At 70.0% G+C, this 18,059-nt stretch carries 18 protein-coding genes; 12 read left to right on the top strand and 6 right to left on the bottom strand.

What is annotated here, in order from left to right:
* Nucleotides 1–11: 11 nt before the first annotated feature.
* The 3 genes from BM109_RS05750 to gloB form a co-directional block, all read right to left on the bottom strand.
* Nucleotides 12–1,778, bottom strand: coding sequence for a monovalent cation:proton antiporter-2 (CPA2) family protein (locus BM109_RS05750; RefSeq protein WP_093341334.1), 1,767 nt, complete (start codon nt 1,776–1,778; stop codon nt 12–14).
* Between the two features lie 82 nt (nt 1,779–1,860).
* The gene (locus tag BM109_RS05755; protein ID WP_093341336.1) at nt 1,861–3,447 is read right to left on the bottom strand and encodes a transglycosylase SLT domain-containing protein; all 1,587 of its coding nucleotides are present in this window, start codon (nt 3,445–3,447) and stop codon (nt 1,861–1,863) included.
* Nucleotides 3,444–4,223, bottom strand: coding sequence for a hydroxyacylglutathione hydrolase (gene gloB / locus BM109_RS05760; protein ID WP_093341338.1), 780 nt, complete (start codon nt 4,221–4,223; stop codon nt 3,444–3,446). Before gloB ends, BM109_RS05755 begins: the two co-directional genes overlap by 4 nt.
* Between gloB and BM109_RS05765 the strand changes: the two genes are divergently transcribed.
* The 12 genes from BM109_RS05765 to BM109_RS05820 all read left to right on the top strand — a co-directional run bounded on the left by BM109_RS05765 (nt 4,222) and on the right by BM109_RS05820 (nt 15,681).
* The gene (locus BM109_RS05765; protein ID WP_256222384.1) at nt 4,222–5,007 is read left to right on the top strand and encodes a class I SAM-dependent methyltransferase; all 786 of its coding nucleotides are present in this window, start codon (nt 4,222–4,224) and stop codon (nt 5,005–5,007) included. The genes gloB and BM109_RS05765 overlap by 2 nt on opposite strands.
* A gap of 43 nt (nt 5,008–5,050) precedes the next feature.
* Nucleotides 5,051–5,500 carry a ribonuclease HI gene (gene rnhA / locus BM109_RS05770; protein WP_093341342.1) on the top strand — a complete coding sequence of 150 codons (450 nt, stop codon included), beginning with the start codon at nt 5,051–5,053 and terminating at the stop codon, nt 5,498–5,500.
* Between the two features lie 156 nt (nt 5,501–5,656).
* Nucleotides 5,657–6,592 (top strand): AraC-like ligand-binding domain-containing protein, encoded by a 936-nt coding sequence (locus tag BM109_RS05775; RefSeq protein WP_177239264.1) that lies wholly within the window; start codon nt 5,657–5,659, stop codon nt 6,590–6,592.
* A gap of 127 nt (nt 6,593–6,719) precedes the next feature.
* Complete coding sequence (locus tag BM109_RS05780) at nt 6,720–6,959, top strand: hypothetical protein (protein ID WP_093341346.1); 240 nt, start codon at nt 6,720–6,722, stop codon at nt 6,957–6,959.
* The gene (locus BM109_RS05785; RefSeq protein WP_093341348.1) at nt 6,956–8,368 is read left to right on the top strand and encodes an amidase; all 1,413 of its coding nucleotides are present in this window, start codon (nt 6,956–6,958) and stop codon (nt 8,366–8,368) included. Before BM109_RS05780 ends, BM109_RS05785 begins: the two co-directional genes overlap by 4 nt.
* A gap of 150 nt (nt 8,369–8,518) precedes the next feature.
* The gene (locus tag BM109_RS05790) at nt 8,519–9,919 is read left to right on the top strand and encodes an amidase (RefSeq protein WP_093342397.1); all 1,401 of its coding nucleotides are present in this window, start codon (nt 8,519–8,521) and stop codon (nt 9,917–9,919) included.
* 65 nt (nt 9,920–9,984) lie between these two features.
* Nucleotides 9,985–11,208, top strand: coding sequence for an urea ABC transporter substrate-binding protein (locus tag BM109_RS05795; protein WP_093341349.1), 1,224 nt, complete (start codon nt 9,985–9,987; stop codon nt 11,206–11,208).
* Nucleotides 11,209–11,246: 38 nt separating this feature from the next.
* The gene (locus BM109_RS05800; RefSeq protein WP_057592524.1) at nt 11,247–12,113 is read left to right on the top strand and encodes an ABC transporter permease subunit; all 867 of its coding nucleotides are present in this window, start codon (nt 11,247–11,249) and stop codon (nt 12,111–12,113) included.
* A gap of 33 nt (nt 12,114–12,146) precedes the next feature.
* The gene (locus tag BM109_RS05805; protein WP_093341351.1) at nt 12,147–13,241 is read left to right on the top strand and encodes a branched-chain amino acid ABC transporter permease; all 1,095 of its coding nucleotides are present in this window, start codon (nt 12,147–12,149) and stop codon (nt 13,239–13,241) included.
* On the top strand, nt 13,238–13,966 hold the full coding sequence (locus BM109_RS05810) for an ABC transporter ATP-binding protein (RefSeq protein ID WP_093341353.1): 729 nt from the start codon (nt 13,238–13,240) through the stop codon (nt 13,964–13,966). The genes BM109_RS05805 and BM109_RS05810 overlap by 4 nt, the downstream gene beginning before the upstream one ends.
* Entirely contained in the window at nt 13,953–14,666 is a 714-nt protein-coding gene (locus tag BM109_RS05815; protein WP_093341355.1) for an ABC transporter ATP-binding protein, read from the top strand. Before BM109_RS05810 ends, BM109_RS05815 begins: the two co-directional genes overlap by 14 nt.
* A 25-nt stretch (nt 14,667–14,691) precedes the next feature.
* A complete protein-coding gene (locus tag BM109_RS05820; protein WP_093341356.1) occupies nt 14,692–15,681 on the top strand; it encodes an acetamidase/formamidase family protein in 990 nt (329 codons plus the stop codon).
* 9 nt (nt 15,682–15,690) lie between these two features.
* Here BM109_RS05820 and BM109_RS05825 read toward each other — a convergent pair whose 3' ends face one another.
* Genes BM109_RS05825 through BM109_RS05835 form a run of 3 tightly spaced genes read right to left on the bottom strand, consistent with a single transcriptional unit; the run spans nt 15,691 to nt 18,045 of the window.
* Nucleotides 15,691–16,908, bottom strand: a complete 1,218-nt coding sequence (locus BM109_RS05825; RefSeq protein WP_093341358.1) for an FAD binding domain-containing protein — start codon at nt 16,906–16,908, stop codon at nt 15,691–15,693.
* Complete coding sequence (locus BM109_RS05830; protein WP_093341360.1) at nt 16,905–17,348, bottom strand: VOC family protein; 444 nt, start codon at nt 17,346–17,348, stop codon at nt 16,905–16,907. Before BM109_RS05830 ends, BM109_RS05825 begins: the two co-directional genes overlap by 4 nt.
* 25 nt (nt 17,349–17,373) lie before the next feature.
* Nucleotides 17,374–18,045 carry a TetR/AcrR family transcriptional regulator gene (locus BM109_RS05835; protein ID WP_093341362.1) on the bottom strand — a complete coding sequence of 224 codons (672 nt, stop codon included), beginning with the start codon at nt 18,043–18,045 and terminating at the stop codon, nt 17,374–17,376.
* Nucleotides 18,046–18,059 lie beyond the last annotated feature (14 nt).

Raw genomic sequence — 18,059 nt, forward strand, 5'->3', positions numbered from 1 at the left:
CTCGGGCGCGCTCAGGCGTTCTTGCCGTGCGCCTCGGTGTTGACCTGCACCAGCGCGCGGCCCGCGAAGATGCCGCCGGCCATCTCGAGCACCAGGCGCTCCGCGTCGCGCCGCCGCAGCTCGTCGATCACCTCGTCGGCCTCGGTGTCGGAGGCGCCGAGCGCCAGCACGCCCTGGCGGCCGAAGGCCATCGCCGATTCGAAGGTCTCGCGGATCTGGAAGTCGACGTTGAGCTTGCCGATCTCGAGCATGTGTTCGCGGTCGTAGGCGCGCACCAGCAGTTGCGCATGCGGGAACTCGGCCTTGAGCAGCTCGACGATGCGCGTGGTGGCGGCCTTGTCGTTCACGCAGACCATGATGACGCGCGCGCTGTGGGCGCCGGCGGCATGCAGCACGTCGGCGCGCGAGCCGTCGCCGTAGTAGACCTTGAAGCCGAACAGGGCGGCGTCGCGGATCACCTGGGTGTCGGTGTCGATGATCGCGATCGAGGCGCCGCGCGCCAGCGCGCCCTGGATCGCGATCTGGCCGAAGCGGCCGAAGCCGATCACCAGCACGTTGCCGACCAGGTCCTCGGCCTTGTCGATGCCGTCCATGGACTCGGCCACGGCCGGCGCGAAGCGGCGGTGCGCGAGCACCACCAGCGGCGTGAGCGCCATCGAGAGCACCACCACCGCCGTCATGTTGGCGTTGACCACCGGGCTGATGACGCCCGCGGCGAGCGCCGAGGAGAACAGCACGAAGGCGAACTCGCCACCCTGGGCCATCAGCACCGCGCGGTCGAGCGCGTCGGCGCGCGAGCTCTTCGCGAGCCGCGCCACCGCGTAGATGCACAGCGACTTCACCACCATCATCGACAGCACGCCGGCCAGGATCAACTGCCAGTTGCGCGCCACCACCGCGAGGTCGAGCGACATGCCCACGCCGATGAAGAACAGCCCGAGCAGCAGGCCGCGGAAGGGCTCGATGTCGGCCTCGAGCTGGTGGCGGAAGGTGGATTCGGACAGCAGCACGCCCGCGATGAAGGCGCCCATGGCCATCGAAAGGCCACCGAGTTGCATCAGCAGCGCCGCGCCCAGCACCACCAGCAGCGCGGCGGCGGTCATGACCTCGCGCGCCTTCGAATTGGCGAGCACGCGGAACAGCGGGTTCAAGAGCCAGATGCCGGCCGCCACCAGCGCCGCGAGCGCGGCCAGCGCGATGCCCACGCCGATCCAGCGCGAGCCGGCCTCGACCACGTGCTGCGTGGCGTCGGGCGGCGCGATGAAGGCCACGATGGCCAGCAGCGGCACGATCAGCAGGTCCTCGAACAGCAGCACGGCGACGATCTTCTGGCCGCGCGGCGCCGCGATGTCGCCGCGTTCGCCGAGCAGCTGCATCACGATGGCGGTGGAGGTCAGCACGAAGCCCATCGCGCAGACGAAGGACACGGCGAGCGGGAAGCCGAAGGCCATGCCCACGCCGGTCAGCAGGATGCCGCAGACCACCACCTGCAGGCTGCCGAGGCCGAAGATGTCGCGCCGCATGCTCCACAGGTGCGAGGGCCGCATCTCGAGGCCGATCACGAACAGGAACATCACCACGCCGAGCTCGGCCGTGTGCAGGATGGTCTGCGGATCGGTGAAGAGGCCGAAGCCGAACGGGCCGATGGCCAGCCCCGCGGCCAGGTAGCCGAGCACCGAGCCGAGCCCGATGCGCTTGAACAGCGGCACCGCGACCACCGCGGCCCCCAACAGCGTGACGACCTTGACGAGATCGCCCGCGCTTCCTTCCACTGCCATGTCGTGGCCCTCCTGATCTAGTTATTCATGACCGGCGCCGCGAAAGGCGATGCGCCGGCCTTGCCGCCACTTCGGTGCTTCTTCAGCGCTTCTTCTTCGAGGGCGTGCCGCCGCGCTTCTCGCGCACCACCTGCTTGCTCGGCGCGCTGGCCGGCACCTTGCTCACGTTGCTGCCGCGCTTGACCTGCGCGACCGGGCGTGCGCGCGGACCGGCACCGCTGCCGACGCGCGCGGCCGGGGCGGCGCGCACCGGCAGGTAGACCACCACGCTGATGCCGCGCTTGAAGGCATGGTTGGGCTTGACGTCGTTCCACTCGGCGACGTTCGCGGGCCGCAGGTTGTAGCGCCGCGCGATGCTCGCCACGTTGTCGCTGCGCCCGGCCTTGACGGTGGTGCGGCGCGTGACGATCTCGGGCTGGAAGCTCAGGTGGCCGCTGTCGGCCACCACCGCCGCCACGTCCTCCTTGACGCGCGCGCCGCGCGGCACGATCAGCGTGGAGCCGGCCTTGATCAGCATGCGCGGCGGCACATTGTTGAGCGCGCGCAGGTCCGACTCGCTCATGCCGGCGCGCTGCGCGGCATCGGCCACGGTCATGGTGTTGGGCACGACCCAGGCGGTCCAGCTCGCGTACTGGCCCTGCGTGTAGGCGTCGAAGTTGCGCTGGAACACGGCGGCGTTGTCCCAGGGCAGCAGGATCTCGGAGGTGCCGGCGGCGATCAGCACCGGCTTGTGGGCCGCCGGGTTGAGCGCGCGGAAGTCCTCGATGCGCACGTCGGCGAGCTTGGCGGCCAGTTCCACGTCGAGGTCGCGCGTGAGCGGCACGGTCTGGAAGTAGGGGTGGTTGGCGATCACCGGCAGCTCGGCGTTGAAGGCCTGCGGGTTGGCCACGATGTTCTTCACCGCCTGCAGCTTGGGCACGTACATGCGGGTCTCGGCCGGCATCGTGAGGTCGCTGTAGGTGGTGGGCAGGCCCAGGCGCTGGTTCTTGGCGATGGCGCGGCTCACGCTGCCCTCGCCCCAGTTGTAGGCGGCCAGCGCGAGCTGCCAGTCGCCGAACATGTTGTAGAGCTTCTGCAGGTAGTCGAGCGCGGCGCGCGTGGAGGCGACCACGTCGCGGCGGTCGTCGCGGAAGATGTTCTGCTTGAGGTCGAAGTCGGTGCCGGTGGCCGGCATGAACTGCCACATGCCGGCGGCGCGCGCGCTCGACACGGCCTGCGGGTTGAAGGCGCTCTCGATGTAGGGCAGCAGCGCCAGCTCGGTGGGCATGTTGCGGCGCTCGAGCTCCTCGACGATGTGGAAGATGTACTTGTTCGAGCGCTCGGTCATGCGCTGGATGTAGTCGGGCCGGCTCGCATACCACTGCTCGCGGTCGCGCACCAGGTCGCTGTCGAGGTCGGGCATCTTGAAGCCGCGGCGGATGCGGTCCCACATGTCGGCCGGCGGGGCCAGCGTGACCACGCTCTGCGAACGCGCCTCGCTGCTGGCGATGGGGGCGAGCTGGCCGCTCGGGTAGATGGGCGCGGCCCGGCTGGCGGCGGCGCCGGTGCCACCGGCGGTGGGGGGAGAGGAGGGGGAAGGGGAGGAAGACGAGGAAGAGGGGGTGCCGGTGCCCGCGCAGCCGGCGAGCAACAGGATGCCTGCAAGGCAGGCGGCAGCGGTGAGTTTCATCGGAAGTCGTTTTTCCATTGGCGCAGCGCCGCGAACACGTCGGCTTCGCCCGCGTCGGGGGACAGCTCGGCATGCGCGCGCACCGCTCGAAGGACAGTGGCTTCGCGGCTGCGAAGAAAGGGGTTGATCCGGCGTTCGAGGGCCAGCTGCGATGGCAGCGTGGGCTCGCCCTGGGCGCGCAGGCTTTCGCAATGCGCCCGGTACTGAGTCAGGTCGGTGTTGCCGGGTTCCACCGCCTGGGCGAAGCGCAGGTTAGAAAGTGTGTATTCGTGGGCGCAGCATACGCGGGTGTCGCCGGGCAGCGCGGCGAGCGCGTCGAGCGAGGCCAGCATCTGCGCGGGCGTGCCCTCGAACAGGCGCCCGCACCCGCCCGAGAACAGGGTGTCGCCGCAGAACAGCAGCGGTGCACGGCCCTCGGCGGCCGGCAGGAAGTAGGCGATGTGGCCGGCCGTGTGGCCCGGCACGTCGATCACCTCGAAGCGCAGGCCCAGTGCATCCGCGTGGTCGCCCTGCACCAGCGGGGCATAGGGCTCGGGGATGCGCTCGTGCCTCGGACCCCACACCGCGGCGCCGGTGGCGGCGCGCAGCTCGGCCACGCCGCCCGTGTGATCGGCGTGATGGTGCGTGACTAAAATCGCGGCCAGTTGCAGCTTGCCGCTTGCCAGTGCGTCGAGCACCGGCCGGGCATCGCCCGGGTCCACCACGATCGCGTTGGACCCGTCCTGCAGCATCCAGATGTAGTTGTCGGCGAAGGCGGGCAGCGGAACGAGGGTCATGAGCGGTCAAATTATAGGTTTGCAGGAGTGGTTCGCGACCCCCCCCGGACGCTACCTTCTCGCCTGGGAACAAGCCCAGTTCGACCAGGCCGTGGCCGACGTTTTCGGCTACCACGCGCTGCAGCTCGGGGCCGCCCAGGTCGAGGGCCTGCGCGCCAACCGCATGCCGCACCGCTGGCTGGCGCTCGACGACCCGGCGCACCTCGCGCATGCGCCGCAGGCCGTGCTGCTGACCGATTTCGCGGCGCTGCCGTTCGCGGCCAACAGCCTGGACCTGGTGGTGCTGCCGCATGCGCTCGAGCTCAGCCCCGATCCGCACGCCACGCTGCGCGAGGTCGAGCGGGTGCTGGTGCCCGAGGGCCGGGTGGTGATCTGCGGGCTCAACCCGACCAGCCTCTGGGGCATGCGGCAGCGCCGCGCGCACCTGTACCGGCGCCTGGGCTTCGGCGAACTCTTCCTGCCCGAGGGCGGCGAGTTCATCGGCTACTGGCGCATGCGCGACTGGCTGCGCCTGCTGAGCTTCGAGGTCGAGTCGGGCCGCTTCGGCGTCTACCGGCCGTCCGCGCGCAGCGAGGCCTGGCTCGAGCGCAGCCGCTGGATGGACGTGGCCGGCGAACGCTGGTGGCCGATCTTCGGCGCGGCCTACTTCCTGGTGGCGGTCAAGCGCGTGCGCGGCATGCGCCTCTTGAGCCCCGAGTGGCGCCGCGCCAGCGCCCGCGCCACGGCGCCGGTGCCGATCGCGGGCAAGGTGCACCGGCAGGGACGCCGCGCCGACGGCGAATGACGTGAATGAATATCGACAGTGAAGAAATGAAGGAACAGAGAGCTTGAACGAAGTCGTGATCTACACCGATGGTGCCTGCAAGGGCAATCCCGGCCCCGGGGGCTGGGGCGCCTGGCTCAAGTCGGGCCCCACCGAGAAGGAGCTGTTCGGCGGCGAGCTGAACACCACCAACAACCGCATGGAGCTCACGGCCGTGATCGAGGGCCTGGCCGCGCTCAAGCGGCCCTGCAAGGTCACGCTCTACCTCGACAGCCAGTACGTGCGCCAGGGCATCACCGAGTGGATCCGCGGCTGGAAGGCCAAGGGCTGGCTCACCTCGACCAAGCAGCCGGTGAAGAACGTCGAGCTCTGGCAGCGGCTGGACAAGCTGGTGCAGGAGGGCGGCCACGTCATCGAGTGGCGCTGGGTCAAGGGCCATTCGGGCGACCCGGGCAACGAGCGCGCCGACATGCTGGCCAACAAGGGCGTGGACAAGGCGCTGGGCCGCGGCTGAGCGCGCGGCTGAACACGCGGAGACTACGGGTCAGCCCTCAGAGGGAAGCGGGGCCCGCACGCTAGAGTGCGCGGGCAGGCCTCGGCAAGGGCATGGATGTTGCTTGAGGCGTTGCGATGGCCATCGCGAGATGGTTTCCAACCCTTCGCTCGCAGCATGCACCTCGACTACTCCACCGACACGGTCGACGACGCCCAGCGCTTTGCTTACTGGAGCGACGTGGTGTGCCAGCACCTGATCCCGGCCAAGAGCGTGGTGCCCGACCGCCAGCATTTCAACGCGCGCTTCAGGCTGCGCTCGCTCGGCAAGCTCGCGCTGGCCGAGATGTCGTCGCCGCGCCATGTCTGGGAGCGTGATGCCCAGCACCTGCGCAGCGGCCCCAACGAGGACTTCATGCTGAGCCTGATGGTGTCGGGCCACGGCGTGCTCTCGCAGTCGGGGCGGGAAGTGGTGCAGCGCAACGGCGACATCGTGCTCTACGACGCCGCGCGGCCCTTCAGCTTCGACCTCGCGCCCGAGTCCACGCTGCTGGTTCGCATTCCGCGCCGGCAACTGCTGTGCCGCTTTCCCGAGGCCCACAACCTCACGGCGATGCACCTGGCCGAGGGCCATCCCACGGCGCGGCTGCTCGGCCACATGATCCGCGAGGCGGCGAGCCTCGAGCTCTCGGGCAGCGAGGCCATGGAGGCCAGCCTCGCGGGCTCGATGCTCGACATGCTCTCGGCCGTGCTGCAGGTGCAGAGCGACGGCGCCGAGGCCGCGCTGTCCTCGCATGCCCAGCTCTATCAGCGCACGCGCGAGTACATCGCCGCGCACCTCGACGACTGCGAGCTCGACGTGGAGCAGATCGCCGCGGCGCAGCACGTGTCGGCGCGCACGCTGGCGCGCGTGTTCGCCGAATACGGCAGCACGCCGATCCAGCACCTGTGGAAGCAGCGCCTCGAGGCCAGCCATGCGGCGCTCAGCGAAGGCCGGGTGCGGCAGGTCACGCAGGCCGCGTTCCAGCACGGCTTCAGCGACCTCTCGCATTTCTGCCGCGTGTTCAAGAAGGCCTACGGCGTGACGCCGCAGACCCTGCTGCGCCGCCACTGAGCACGGCCGTCCGCCGCGGCTGGCGGTTCCAGCCCATCGCGATGGCAGGCGCAGCCAAGCCGCGAACCGCGTCGTTGCCTATCGTGAAGCCAGCCTCCAGACGGGCGCTTCACGCAAGGAAACGACGATGCCTTCCCCCTCATCCGCCCCCTCCGATGCCCCGCCGGCGATCGACACCGCCGCGCTGGCGCGCTGCGCCGGCCTCGACCTGAGCCCCGAGCGGCTGGCCGCGGTCGATGCCGTGCTGCAGGCCTGGATCCCGGCCGCCAATGCGCTCAGCGCGCAGATGAGCGATCCCGCGCGGCAGGCGCTGATGCCGGTCACGGCCTTCACGCATGCGCACGAGCTGCCGGAGGAGGGCGCATGAACGACATCGCGAACCTGGGGCTGGCCGAGGCCGCGCGCCTGGTGCGCGCGCGCAAGGTCTCGCCCGTGGAACTGGTCGAGGCCTCGCTCGCGCGCATCCGCGCCCACGACGGCGTGCTCAAGTCCTTCATCACCGTGTTCGAGGAACAGGCGCTGCAGGTCGCGCGCGCGGCCGAGATGCTGTCGGCCGCGGGCCACGAGCTCGGTCCGCTGCACGGCGTGCCGCTGGCGCTCAAGGACAACGTCGCGCTGCGCGGCAGCCGCACCACGGCCGGCAGCAAGCTGCTGGCCGACTGGCTGCCCGAGGCCGACGCCACTGTCGCCACACGGTTGCGCCAGGCCGGCGCGCTGTTCATCGGCAAGACCAACATGCACGAGTTCGCCTGGGGCGGCACCTCGGCCAACCCGCACTACGGCGCGGTGCGCAACCCCTGGGACACCGAGCGCTTCCCGGCCGGCTCCAGCGGCGGCTCGGCCGTGGCGGTGGCCGCGCGCCTGTGCTTCGGCGCCATCGGCACCGACACCGGCGGTTCGATCCGGCTGCCCTCGGCCATCAACGGCATCGTCGGGCTGCGGCCCACCTATGGCCGGGTCAGCAACCACGGCGTGATCCCGCTGGCCTGGAGCATGGACACGGTGGGCCCGATGGCCCGCAGCGTGGAGGACTGCGCGCTGATGTTCGGCGCCATCGCGGGCTTCGATCCGAAGGACGCGGCCAGCGCGCCGCGCGCGGTGGACGACTACCTGCAAGACCTCGAGGGCGGCTGCCGCCACCTGCGCATCGGCATCGTGCCGGGCTACTTCTTCGAGCACCTGCAGGCACCGGTGCACGACGCCGTGCAGGCCGCGATCGCGGCCTTCGTCGAACTCGGCGCGCAGGTGGTCGAGGTCGACATCGGCCACATCCACGGCAACATCTCGGCCCAGCTCACCATCGAGTCGGCCGAGCCCAGCACCTATCACCAGCGCAGCCTGCGCGAGCGGCCCGGCGACTACGGCGACGACGTGCGCACGCTGCTCGAGGCTGGCGAGATGCTGCTGGCCACCCACTACCTGCAGGCGCAGCGCTACCGCGCGCTGCTGCGCGCCGAGTTCCTCGAGGCCTTCCGCCGCGTCGACGTGTTCGTCTGTCCCTCGCTGCCCTTCGCGGCCACACGCATCGGCGAAACCAGCGTGGAGATCGAGCCGGGCCGGCCCGAGGACATGCTGTCCGCGATCATGCAGTTCACCGGCGTGGCCAGCCTCACGGGGCTGCCCTCGCTCAACGTGCCCTGCGGCTTCGATCCCGACGGCCTGCCGATCGGCATGCAGCTGATCGGCCGGCCCTTCGCCGAGGCCACGCTGCTGCGCGCGGGCCATGCGTTCCAGCAGGCCACCGATTTCCATCGCCGCGCGCCCGCGCTGGCCTGAAAGCGCCAACCCACCCACGACTGGCCGCGCCAGCACATCGCGATGGCGCTGCGAGCCAAGCCGCCAAGGCGGCGCTTCTATACCTTCGATGTCGGCGTCTTCCTACAGGCCGACCCCTTTTCCATCCACAACGAACGGAGCCTCCACACCATGCCGAACACCGATCTGCACTACCTCGAACTGCTCGAAGTCGGCCGCCTGATCCAGTCGAAGGAACTCTCGAGCGTCGAGGTCACGCAGGCCCAGCTCGATCGCATCGAGCAGGTCGACGGCGGCCTGCGCAGCTATGTGCGCGTGATGGCCGACTCGGCGCTGGCCGAGGCCACGCGCGCCGACGCCGAGATCGCGCGCGGCGAATCGCGCGGCCCGCTGCACGGCGTGCCGGTGGCGGTGAAGGACCTGTGCTGGACCGCGGGCGTGCCCACGGCCGCCGGCATGACGCTCTACCAGGACTTCGTGCCCGAGGTCGACGGCACCGTGGTGCGCAAGCTGCGCGAGGCCGGCGCGCCGATCCTCGGCAAGCTGCAGCTCACCGAGAGCGCCTATGCCGACCATCATCCGAGCGTGTCGCCGCCGGTCAATCCGTGGAACGCGGCGCACTGGCCGGGCGTGTCCTCCAGCGGCTCGGGCGTGGCCACCGCGGCGGGCCTGTGCTACGGCTCGCTGGGCACCGACACGGGAGGATCGATCCGCTTTCCCTCGGCCGCCAACGGCCTCACGGGCCTGAAGCCGACCTGGGGCCGCGTGAGCCGCCACGGCGCCTTCGAGCTCGCCGCCACGCTCGACCACATCGGCCCGATGACGCGCAGCGCCGCCGATGCGGGCGCGATGCTCGGCGCCATCGCGGGCGCCGACGCGAACGATCCCACCGCCAGCCTGCTGCCGGTGCCCGACTACCTGGCCGACATCGGCCGGGGCCTGGCCGGGCTGCGCGTGGGCATCGACCCGCGCTGGGCCACCGAGGGCGTGGACGCGCCGACGCGCGAGGTCTTCGATGCCGCCGTCGCCGCGGTGAAGACACTGGGCGGCGAACTGCGCGAGGTGCGCTTTCCCGATCCGGCGCAGGCGCTGGCCGACTGGTTCCCGCTGTGCGGCATCGAGGCCGCGGTGGTGCACGAGAAGACCTATCCGGCGCGCAAGGAGATGTACGGCCCGGCCGTGGCCGGCCTGATCGAGCTGGGCCTGGCGCAAAGCGGCACCGACTACCAGAAGATCGTGCTGCACCGCCACGACTTCAGCGGCCGCGTGCGCGCGATGTTCGAGGACATCGACCTGCTGCTGATCCCGGCCACCGGCATCGCCTCGCCGACCATGGAGCGCATGGCGCAGATGGGTGTCGACGCCGAGCTGATGGCCGCGATGCTGCGCTACACCTGCCCGTTCGACATGACCGGCAGCCCCACGATCACGCTGCCCGGCGGCTTCACGCCCGCGGGCATGCCGGTGGCCTTCCAGTTCGTGTCGCGCCACTTCGACGAGGCGCTGCTGGTGCGCGCCGGCGCGGCCTTCCAGCAGCTCACCGACTGGCACCGCCGCCATCCCGCGCTGTGAGCGCCGCGGGCTTCCCATTCCTTCGTTCTCCCTCGTTCTTTTTCTCTTCCCTCGAAAGCACCACCATGACACTACGCAATGCGCTTCTCTCCCTGGGCTGCACGCTGGCGCTGGCCACCTCGGCGATGGCCGCCGATCCGCTGAAGATCGGCCTGATGGAAGACGTCTCGGGCGACCTCGCCGTGCTCGGCAAGCCCAAGCTCAACGGCTCGCTGCTGGCCGTGGAGGAGATCAACAAGGCCGGCGGCATCATGGGCCGCCAGATCGAGCTGATCCACCTCGATCCGCAGGGCGACAACGCGCGCTACCAGGAGTTCACGCGGCGCCTGCTGAGCAAGGACAAGGTCGACCTGCTGATCGGCGGCATCACCTCGGCCTCGCGCGAGGCGGTGCGCCCGATCGTCGACCGCACGCAGACGCCGTACTTCTATACCAACCAGTACGAGGGCGGCGTGTGCGACGCCAACATGATCAGCATGGGCGCGGTGCCCGAGCAGCAGTTCTCCACGCTGATCCCCTACATGGTCCAGACCTTCGGCAAGAAGGTCTACGTGGTGGCGGCCGACTACAACTTCGGCCAGATCTCCGCCGAGTGGAACCGCACCATCCTCAAGGACCTGGGCGGCACCGTGGTGGGCGAGGAGTTCATCCCGCTGGGCGTGTCGCAGTTCGCGCAGACGATCCAGAACATCCAGAAGGCCAAGCCCGACTGGCTCTTGATGCTCAACGTGGGCGCGGCGCAGGACTCCTTCTTCGAGCAGGCCGCGGCCGCCAAGCTGAACCTGCCGATGGGCTCGTCGGTGAAGGTGATGCTGGGCTTCGAGCACAAGCGCTTCGCGCCGCCCGCGCTCAACCGCATGCATGCCACGGCCAACTGGTTCGAGGAGATCGACACGCCCGCGGCCACCGAGTTCAAGAAGCGCTGGCACGCCAAGTTCCCGAACGAGCCCTACATCAACGACATGGGCTACAACGCCTACAACACGCTCTACATGTACAAGACCCTGGTCGAGAAGGCCAAGTCGACCAAGCTGGCCGACCTGCGCAAGGTGATCGCCACCGGCGACGCCTGCATCGAGGCGGCCGAGGGCAAGATCTGCATCGATCCCAAGAGCCAGCACGTGTCGCACCAGATGCGGCTGATCTCGGTCGACGACAAGCATGCGGTGAAGGTGCTCAAGGACTACGGGACCATCCAGCCCTACTGGCTCGGCCAGATCGGCTGCGACCTGACGAAGAAGAACGACCGCAAGCAGTACACGCCCTCGGACCTGCCGAAGAAGTCCTGAGCGCGTTTGCACCAGCCAGCCACTGACCGGGAGCCGCGGTGTTCGCCGAAATCTTCTCCTTCCTCTACCAGTTCGCCGACGTGTTCGCGTTCCTCATCCTCTCGGCGGCCGGCCTGGCCGTGGTGTTCGGGATGATGGGCGTGATCAACATGGCGCACGGCGAGTTCATCATGTGCGGCGCTTACGTCACCGTGGGCCTGGTGCACGGCGGGCTGCCGCTGCCGCTCGCGCAGCTGTGCGGCACGCTCGCGGCCGGCCTGATCGGCATGGCCGTGGAGTGGAGCCTGGTGCGCAAGCTCTACAAGCGGCCGCTCGACTCGCTGCTCGCCACCTTCGGCCTGAGCCTGATCGTCACGCAGGGCATGCTGCTGGTGTTCGGCTCCACGCTCGCGGGCGTGGGCACGCCCGAGGGCAGCTTCAGCGTGGGCGGCTACAGCTTTTCGGTCTACCGGCTGGTGCTGTTCGCGGCCGCGGTGGCGGTGCTCGGCGGCATCTACCTGGTCTTCATGCGCACCCGCTTCGGCGTGCATGCGCGCGCCACCATGCAGAACGCCTCGATCGCGCAGGCCACCGGCGTGCGCGTGGGCCGCGTGTACGCGCTGAGCTTCGGCATCGGCGCCGGCCTCGCGGGGCTGTGCGGCGCGCTCTATGCGCCGACCATGACCCTGATCCCGACCATGGGCGCGGCCTTCCTGGTCGAGAGCTTCGTCACGGTGGTGGTGGGCGGCGCCAACGTGCTGCTGGGCACCGCGCCGGCCGGCATCCTGCTCGCGGTCATCCGCACCGGCCTCAATGGCTGGGGCGGCCAGATCGTGGGCCAGATCGGGATGCTGCTGGCGGTGATCGTGGTGATCCGCATCCTGCCCGAAGGGGTGTCGGGCTGGCTGGCCCGGCGCACCCGCTGAATGGCGTCTTCCCCTGCACGGAGTCCTCCTCGCATGTTCCAACTCATCAACGGGCCGCAGACGCTGGGCGCCAGCCGCGTCTTCTGGCTTCCCTTCCTCGCCGTGCTGGTCCTGGTGCTCGCGTACCCGGCCGTCGCCGATTCGTACGACGTCGGCAACATGGCCTACCTGCTGACCTGGACCTTCATGGCCATGGGCCTGTGCCTGGTCTGGGGCTACGGCGGCATGCTGTCCTTCGGCCAGACCTTCTTCTTCGGCGTGGCCGGCTACGGCTACGGCGTGCTGGCCACCAACCTGGGCGGCGAGTCGGGCACCACCTTCCTCGCGCTGGCGCTGGCCCTCGGCCTGGCCGCGCTGGCGGCGGCGGTGCTCGGCTACTTCATGATCTGGGGCCGCGTGGGCGGCGTGTTCTTCGGCATCGTCACCTTGTCGGCCACGCTGGTGCTGGCCTTCTTCCTCGGCCAGACGGCCGGGCCCGAATGGCACATCGGCAACGCGCGGCTCAACGGCTTCAACGGCATGAAGGACATGGCGCCGCTGAACATCCCGTGGTTCGGCGGCGAGCCACTGTTCTTCGAGGGCGTGGCGCTGTACTACCTGGTGGTGGCGCTGATCCTCGTGGTCTACCTGGGCCTGCGCATCCTGCTGAACTCGCGCTTCGGCAACGTGGTGGTGGCGGTGCACGAGGATCCGCAGCGCGCCGAGCTGCTCGGCTACGACGTGCGCAAGTACCAGCTCGCCACCTTCGTGATCGGCTCCGCGCTGGCGGGCCTGAGCGGCGTGCTCTACACCTCCTGGGGTCAGTTCATCACGCCCGCGAGCATCGGCCTGCCGGCCGCGGCGATGCCGATCGTCTGGGTCGCGTTCTCGGGCCGCGGCGACATCACGGCCACGCTGGTCGGTTCCTTCCTCGTGCTCTGGGCCTTCCAGGCGCTGACGGTCTACAGCCAGCAGGCGGCGCTGCTGCTGATGGGCGCGATGCTGCTGTGCACCGTGATGGTGGCGCCGCAGGGCTTCGTGATCGGCGTGGCGAACGCGGTGCGGCGGCTGTTCGCGCGGCGCGGCGCAACCAAGGCCGCGGCGCCGTCGAAGCTGCCCGAAGCCACGACCGCGGAGGTGCGCGCATGAGCGAGGTCTTGTTGCAGACCCACGGCCTGTCGAAGCGCTTCGGCGGCCATGCGGCCGTGTCGGAGGTCGACCTCTCGGTGCGCCGCGGCGAGATCCATTGCCTGATCGGGCCCAACGGCGCGGGCAAGAGCACGCTGTTCAAGCTGATCGTCGGCACCCACGAGGCCAGCGAGGGCCGCATCGAGTTCCAGGGCCGCGAGGTGACCGGCGAGCGGCCCTACCAGCGCGTGCAGCAGGGCATGAGCATCAAGATGCAGGCGCCCAGCGTGTTCCGCGAACTGCCGGTGCGGCAGAACATCCACATCGCGCTGCAGCACCATGCGCGGCTGGCCGAGCTGCGGCGCGAGGAGGACCGGCTGCTCGAGCTGCTGGACCTCGCGGCCGATGCCGACAAGCCCGCGGGCGAGCTGTCCCACGGCCAGCAGCAGTGGCTGGAGATCGGCATGGCGCTGGCGCTCAAGCCGGTGCTGCTGCTGATGGACGAGCCAACCGCCGGACTGTCGCCCGAGGAGACCTTCAAGACCGGCGAGCTGATCCAGAAGCTCAATGCCGAGGGCATGACGGTGCTGGTGGTCGAGCACGACATGGCCTTCATCCGCCAGATCGCGCAGCGCGTGACCGTGCTGCACTTCGGCAAGGTGTTCGCCGAGGGCTCGATCGCCGAGGTGATCGCCGATCCGCGCGTGGCCGAGATCTACCTGGGGAAGACGCATGAACACCACTGAGACCGTGCTCGAGATCCGCGGCCTGCAGGCCGGCTATGGCGCCACGCCGATCCTGCAGGGCGTCGACCTGACAGTGGGCAAGGGCGAGATCGTGGCGCTGATCGGGCGCAACGGCGTGGGCAAGACCACCACCATGCGCTGCCTGATGGGCCTGCTGCGCACGCGCGGCGGCGGCATCCGCTTCCTGGGGCGCGACATCGAGACCCTGACCAGCGATGCGCGCGCGCGGCTGGGTATCGGCTATGTGCCGCAGGGGCGCGAGGTGTTCCCGCGCATGACGGTGGCCGAGAACCTGATGGTGGGCGAGCTGATCGGCGGCCCGCGCGGCCGCAAGCAGCCCGAGCTGGTCTACCAGTACTTCCCGCGCCTGGCCGAGCGGCGCGACCAGCTCGCGGGCACCATGTCGGGCGGCGAGCAGCAGCAGCTCGCCATCGGCCGCGCGCTAGTGGGCAACCCGGCGCTGATGCTGCTCGACGAACCCTCGGAAGGCATCCAGCCCTCGATCGTGCAGCTGATCTGCGACGTGCTGCGCGCGATCCGCCGCGACCTCGGCACCACCATCCTGTTCGTCGAGCAGAACCTCGACACCATCCTCGACGTGGGCGAGCGCGCCTACGTGATGGAGAAGGGCCGCATCGTCGGGCGCATCGAGCCCGGCGCCATGAACGCGCAGGCGGTGCGCGAGCACCTCTCGCTGTGAAGCAACCAAGAAGGAGACCCAATCCATGAGCTGGCTCGAACGATCGATCATGCAGACGCGCGGCGAGGGCCGCAGCCGCAGCGTGGCCACCCACGAACTCACCGAGGCGAAGCAGGGCACCTACCACTTCACCATCGGCCCCTACACCCAGCCCGTGCTGACGGTGAAGCCCGGCGACCGCATCGTGGTCGAGACGCGCGATGCCTTCGACGGCAAGGTCAAGACCGAGCAGGACCTGCCTTCGAAGGTGCTGACCATGCCGTTCGTCAATCCGCAGAACGGCCCGATCATGGTCGAGGGCGCAGAGCCCGGCGACGCGATCGCGGTGCACATCGAATCGATGGCGCCGCGCGGGCCCAATCCGCGCGGCACCTGCTGCATGATCCCGGACTTCGGCGCGCTGAGCGGCACAGCCTTCACCGCGCTGCTGAACCAGCCGCTGCCCGAGACCGTGCGCAAGATCGACGTGGACGAGGAGGGCGTGTACTGGAGCAAGCGCGTCACCCTGCCGTACCGCCCGCACATCGGCACCCTGAGTTGCTCGCCCGAGCTCGACTCCATCAACAGCCTCACGCCCGACCAGCACGGCGGCAACATGGACCTGCCCGACATGGGCCCGGGCAGCATCACCTACCTGCCGGTGCGCACGCCGGGCGGGCGGCTGTTCATCGGCGATGCCCATGCCTGCCAGGGCGACGGCGAGGTCTGCGGCACCGCGGTCGAGTACCCAAGCCTCACGACCATCCGCGTCGACCTGATCAAGGGCTGGAAGCTCGAATGGCCGCGCCTGGAGACCGAGGCCATGATCATGGCCATCGGCAGCGCGCGGCCGCTCGAGGACGCGACCCGCATCGCCTACAAGGAGTTGGTGCTGTGGATGGAGGCCGAGTACGGCTACGACCGCTGGGACGCCTACATGATGCTGAGCCAGTGCGGCAAGGTGCGGCTGGGCAACTTCGTGGATCCGAAGTACACGGTGGGGGCGGGGATCTCGAAGGAGTATCTGGCGCCCTGAACCGCGCGTTCAGTCCACGGCGACGCCCGGCGTGATCGGCATCGCGGTCTCGCGCATCACGGCCTCGGGCGAGCGGTGGCGCTCGGCCATCGCGCGCTCCTCGTCGGTCCGCAACTGCGCCTGCATGTAGGTGCCGAGCGCGCGGGCATGCGCCACGATGCGCGTGCCTTCGGGCTGGCGCCTGCGCTCGTAGGCCTGCAGCGCTTCGGCGACCGAGGCCGTGCCCGCGAGCGCCTCGGCCAGCGCACTCGCGTCGTCGGCGGCCTTGCTCACGCCCATGCCGCAATGCGGCCGCGCGACGAAGGCCGCATCGCCGAGCAACGCGACGCGGCCGAAGGCCAGGCGCGGGCTCTCGAGGTCGAAGATCGGCTGGAAGAACAGGTTGGTGGCCTTGGCGATCACCTCGGCGCACTGCGGCGACAGCACCTCGGCCGCGGCGTGGCGCGCGGCCGCGAGCACCTCGGGCCGCACGCGCGGCGGCGGTATGCCTTCGGGCCAGTGGCGGCCCTCGGCATCGGTCAGCAGGTCGCGCAGCGCGCCGTGCTCGTCGGCCGGGCGGTACCAGACGAAGTTGAAGCGGCGCCGGCCCGGCTCGACGCTATTGTCGGCGCCCGCGATCGGGTAGGCGACCAGTTGCTCGTGCGGCGGCAGGTCGAAGACGAAATGCGGGAATACGCGCTCGCGCACCGGCGCCGACAGCACGGCCTCGTCGACCATGCCGCGCCAGGCCACGTAGCCCGCGTAGCGCGGCTCGGCACCGGGCAGCAGGCGCTTGCGGATCGCGGAGCGCAGGCCGTCGGCGGCCACCAGCAGGGCGGCCTCGATCTCGCGGCCGTTCGAGAGGCGGATGCGCACGCACTCGTCGTCCTGCTCGAAACCCACGACCTCGCTGGCCGAGCGATAGCACTCGTCGGGCAGTGCCGTGCGTAGCAGGTGGAACAGGCGCGACCAGGCCGTCAGCAGCTGCGGCACCTCGCGGTGGCCGCGCACGCTGCCGTCGCGCGCCAGCACGAGGCGCTCGGCCACGCGCACGCCGAGCGAATCGTCGGCCGGCAGGCCGAACGCGCGCAGCGCCTCGAGCAGCGCGGGATGGGTCACGATGCCGGCGCCGCGGCCCTGCAGTGCCTGCTCGACGCGCTCGTGCACCTCCACGGTCCAGCCCCGGCGCCGCAGCATGTGGGCCGCGAACAGGCCGCCGAGCGAACCGCCCGCGATCACCGCCTTCATCGGGTCTCCACCGCTTCGGCGGCCTCGTAGTTGAGCTCGATCGTCAGGCCCGACGGGTCGGCGACGAAGAGCTGGTGCAGGCCCATCGCGGGCACGGTGCGTTCGGTGAACGGCAGGCCGGCGCCGCGCAGCCGCGCGCGCATGCCGGCCAGGCCGCTGGCGAGGAAGGCGAGGTGATCGATCGCGCCCGAGCCGTGCAGCTGCGCCTCGGGTTTGTCGCCGAGGTAGGCGGCCAGGCCCTCGGGATGGTCGCGGTCGATGCCGATCAGGTGGACCACGCCGTAGTCGGCCTGGTCGCCGTCGCGGTAGAGCCAGGCGCCGGGAAAGTCGAACGGCGGCCGGTGGCCCTCGCGCAGGCCGAGGATGTCGACGTAGAAGCGCAGCGAGGCCGCGAGGTCGGGCGTGCGGATCGAGCAGTGGTCGAGCTTGCGGATCGTCATGCGCGGGCCTCCCGCGCGAGGCGGCTCAGGCGCCGCGCTCGGCCTTCAGCACCGCCGGCACGCCCGAAAGAAAGGCACGCACGCGCAGGTCGATCACGCGCTCCACCTCGCGCGGGGTGGGCAACTGGTAGATCCACTTGCGCACGCCGAGGTAGAACACGCTCGAATGCATGGCCCAGATCAGCTCGATCTCCTCGTCGAGCGCGGCCTGGTCCTTCGGTTCGGGAATGCCGAAGGTCTGGCGCATTTCGCGCGCGATCAGCACGAAGTGGCGCTCGCGCAGCCGCGCCAGGTACTTCTGGTTGATGCCCTCGCGGCTCAGGCCGGCCTGGATGAAGATGCGCACGAAGTCGCTGCGCAGCACGAAGCGGCCGTAGTCGACCAGGTAGCGCTGGAGCCGCGCCTCGAGCGGCACCGCGCGGTCGGCCAGCCATTCCTCCCACTCGGGATTCCAGCGCCGCACGAAGATCTCCTCGTACACGCTGTCGATCAGCGACTCCTTGGTCGGGAAGTAGCGGTAGAGCAGCGGCTGGGTGATGCCGATCTCGCTGGCGAGGTCGCGCGTGCTGGCCTCGAAGCCATGGCGCGCGAAGAAGGCGATGGCCGCCTGCAGGATCTGCTCCTGCCGGTCTTCGGGCGCCAGCCGCCGCCGCGGGGCACGCTCGGTCGCGATGGAAGGGGAGGATTTCTCGGGCATGAAAAACGGAAGGG

The organism is Variovorax sp. PDC80 (genome assembly GCF_900115375.1).
In the GTDB taxonomy this organism is placed as follows: Bacteria; Pseudomonadota; Gammaproteobacteria; order Burkholderiales; family Burkholderiaceae_C; genus Variovorax.

What these genes read in the sequence shown, in the direction of transcription:
- BM109_RS05750 (WP_093341334.1), bottom strand. Translation starts at nt 1,778, where the DNA reads ATGGCAGTGGAAGGAAGCGCGGGCGATCTCGTCAAGGTCGTCACGCTG.
- BM109_RS05755 (WP_093341336.1), bottom strand. Translation starts at nt 3,447, where the DNA reads ATGAAACTCACCGCTGCCGCCTGCCTTGCAGGCATCCTGTTGCTCGCC.
- BM109_RS05765 (WP_256222384.1), top strand. Translation starts at nt 4,222, where the DNA reads ATGAGCGGTCAAATTATAGGTTTGCAGGAGTGGTTCGCGACCCCCCCC.
- gloB (WP_093341338.1), bottom strand. Translation starts at nt 4,223, where the DNA reads ATGACCCTCGTTCCGCTGCCCGCCTTCGCCGACAACTACATCTGGATG.
- BM109_RS05775 (WP_177239264.1), top strand. Translation starts at nt 5,657, where the DNA reads ATGCACCTCGACTACTCCACCGACACGGTCGACGACGCCCAGCGCTTT.
- BM109_RS05780 (WP_093341346.1), top strand. Translation starts at nt 6,720, where the DNA reads ATGCCTTCCCCCTCATCCGCCCCCTCCGATGCCCCGCCGGCGATCGAC.
- BM109_RS05785 (WP_093341348.1), top strand. Translation starts at nt 6,956, where the DNA reads ATGAACGACATCGCGAACCTGGGGCTGGCCGAGGCCGCGCGCCTGGTG.
- BM109_RS05790 (WP_093342397.1), top strand. Translation starts at nt 8,519, where the DNA reads ATGCCGAACACCGATCTGCACTACCTCGAACTGCTCGAAGTCGGCCGC.
- BM109_RS05795 (WP_093341349.1), top strand. Translation starts at nt 9,985, where the DNA reads ATGACACTACGCAATGCGCTTCTCTCCCTGGGCTGCACGCTGGCGCTG.
- BM109_RS05805 (WP_093341351.1), top strand. Translation starts at nt 12,147, where the DNA reads ATGTTCCAACTCATCAACGGGCCGCAGACGCTGGGCGCCAGCCGCGTC.
- BM109_RS05810 (WP_093341353.1), top strand. Translation starts at nt 13,238, where the DNA reads ATGAGCGAGGTCTTGTTGCAGACCCACGGCCTGTCGAAGCGCTTCGGC.
- BM109_RS05815 (WP_093341355.1), top strand. Translation starts at nt 13,953, where the DNA reads ATGAACACCACTGAGACCGTGCTCGAGATCCGCGGCCTGCAGGCCGGC.
- BM109_RS05820 (WP_093341356.1), top strand. Translation starts at nt 14,692, where the DNA reads ATGAGCTGGCTCGAACGATCGATCATGCAGACGCGCGGCGAGGGCCGC.
- BM109_RS05825 (WP_093341358.1), bottom strand. Translation starts at nt 16,908, where the DNA reads ATGAAGGCGGTGATCGCGGGCGGTTCGCTCGGCGGCCTGTTCGCGGCC.
- BM109_RS05830 (WP_093341360.1), bottom strand. Translation starts at nt 17,348, where the DNA reads ATGACGATCCGCAAGCTCGACCACTGCTCGATCCGCACGCCCGACCTC.
- BM109_RS05835 (WP_093341362.1), bottom strand. Translation starts at nt 18,045, where the DNA reads ATGCCCGAGAAATCCTCCCCTTCCATCGCGACCGAGCGTGCCCCGCGG.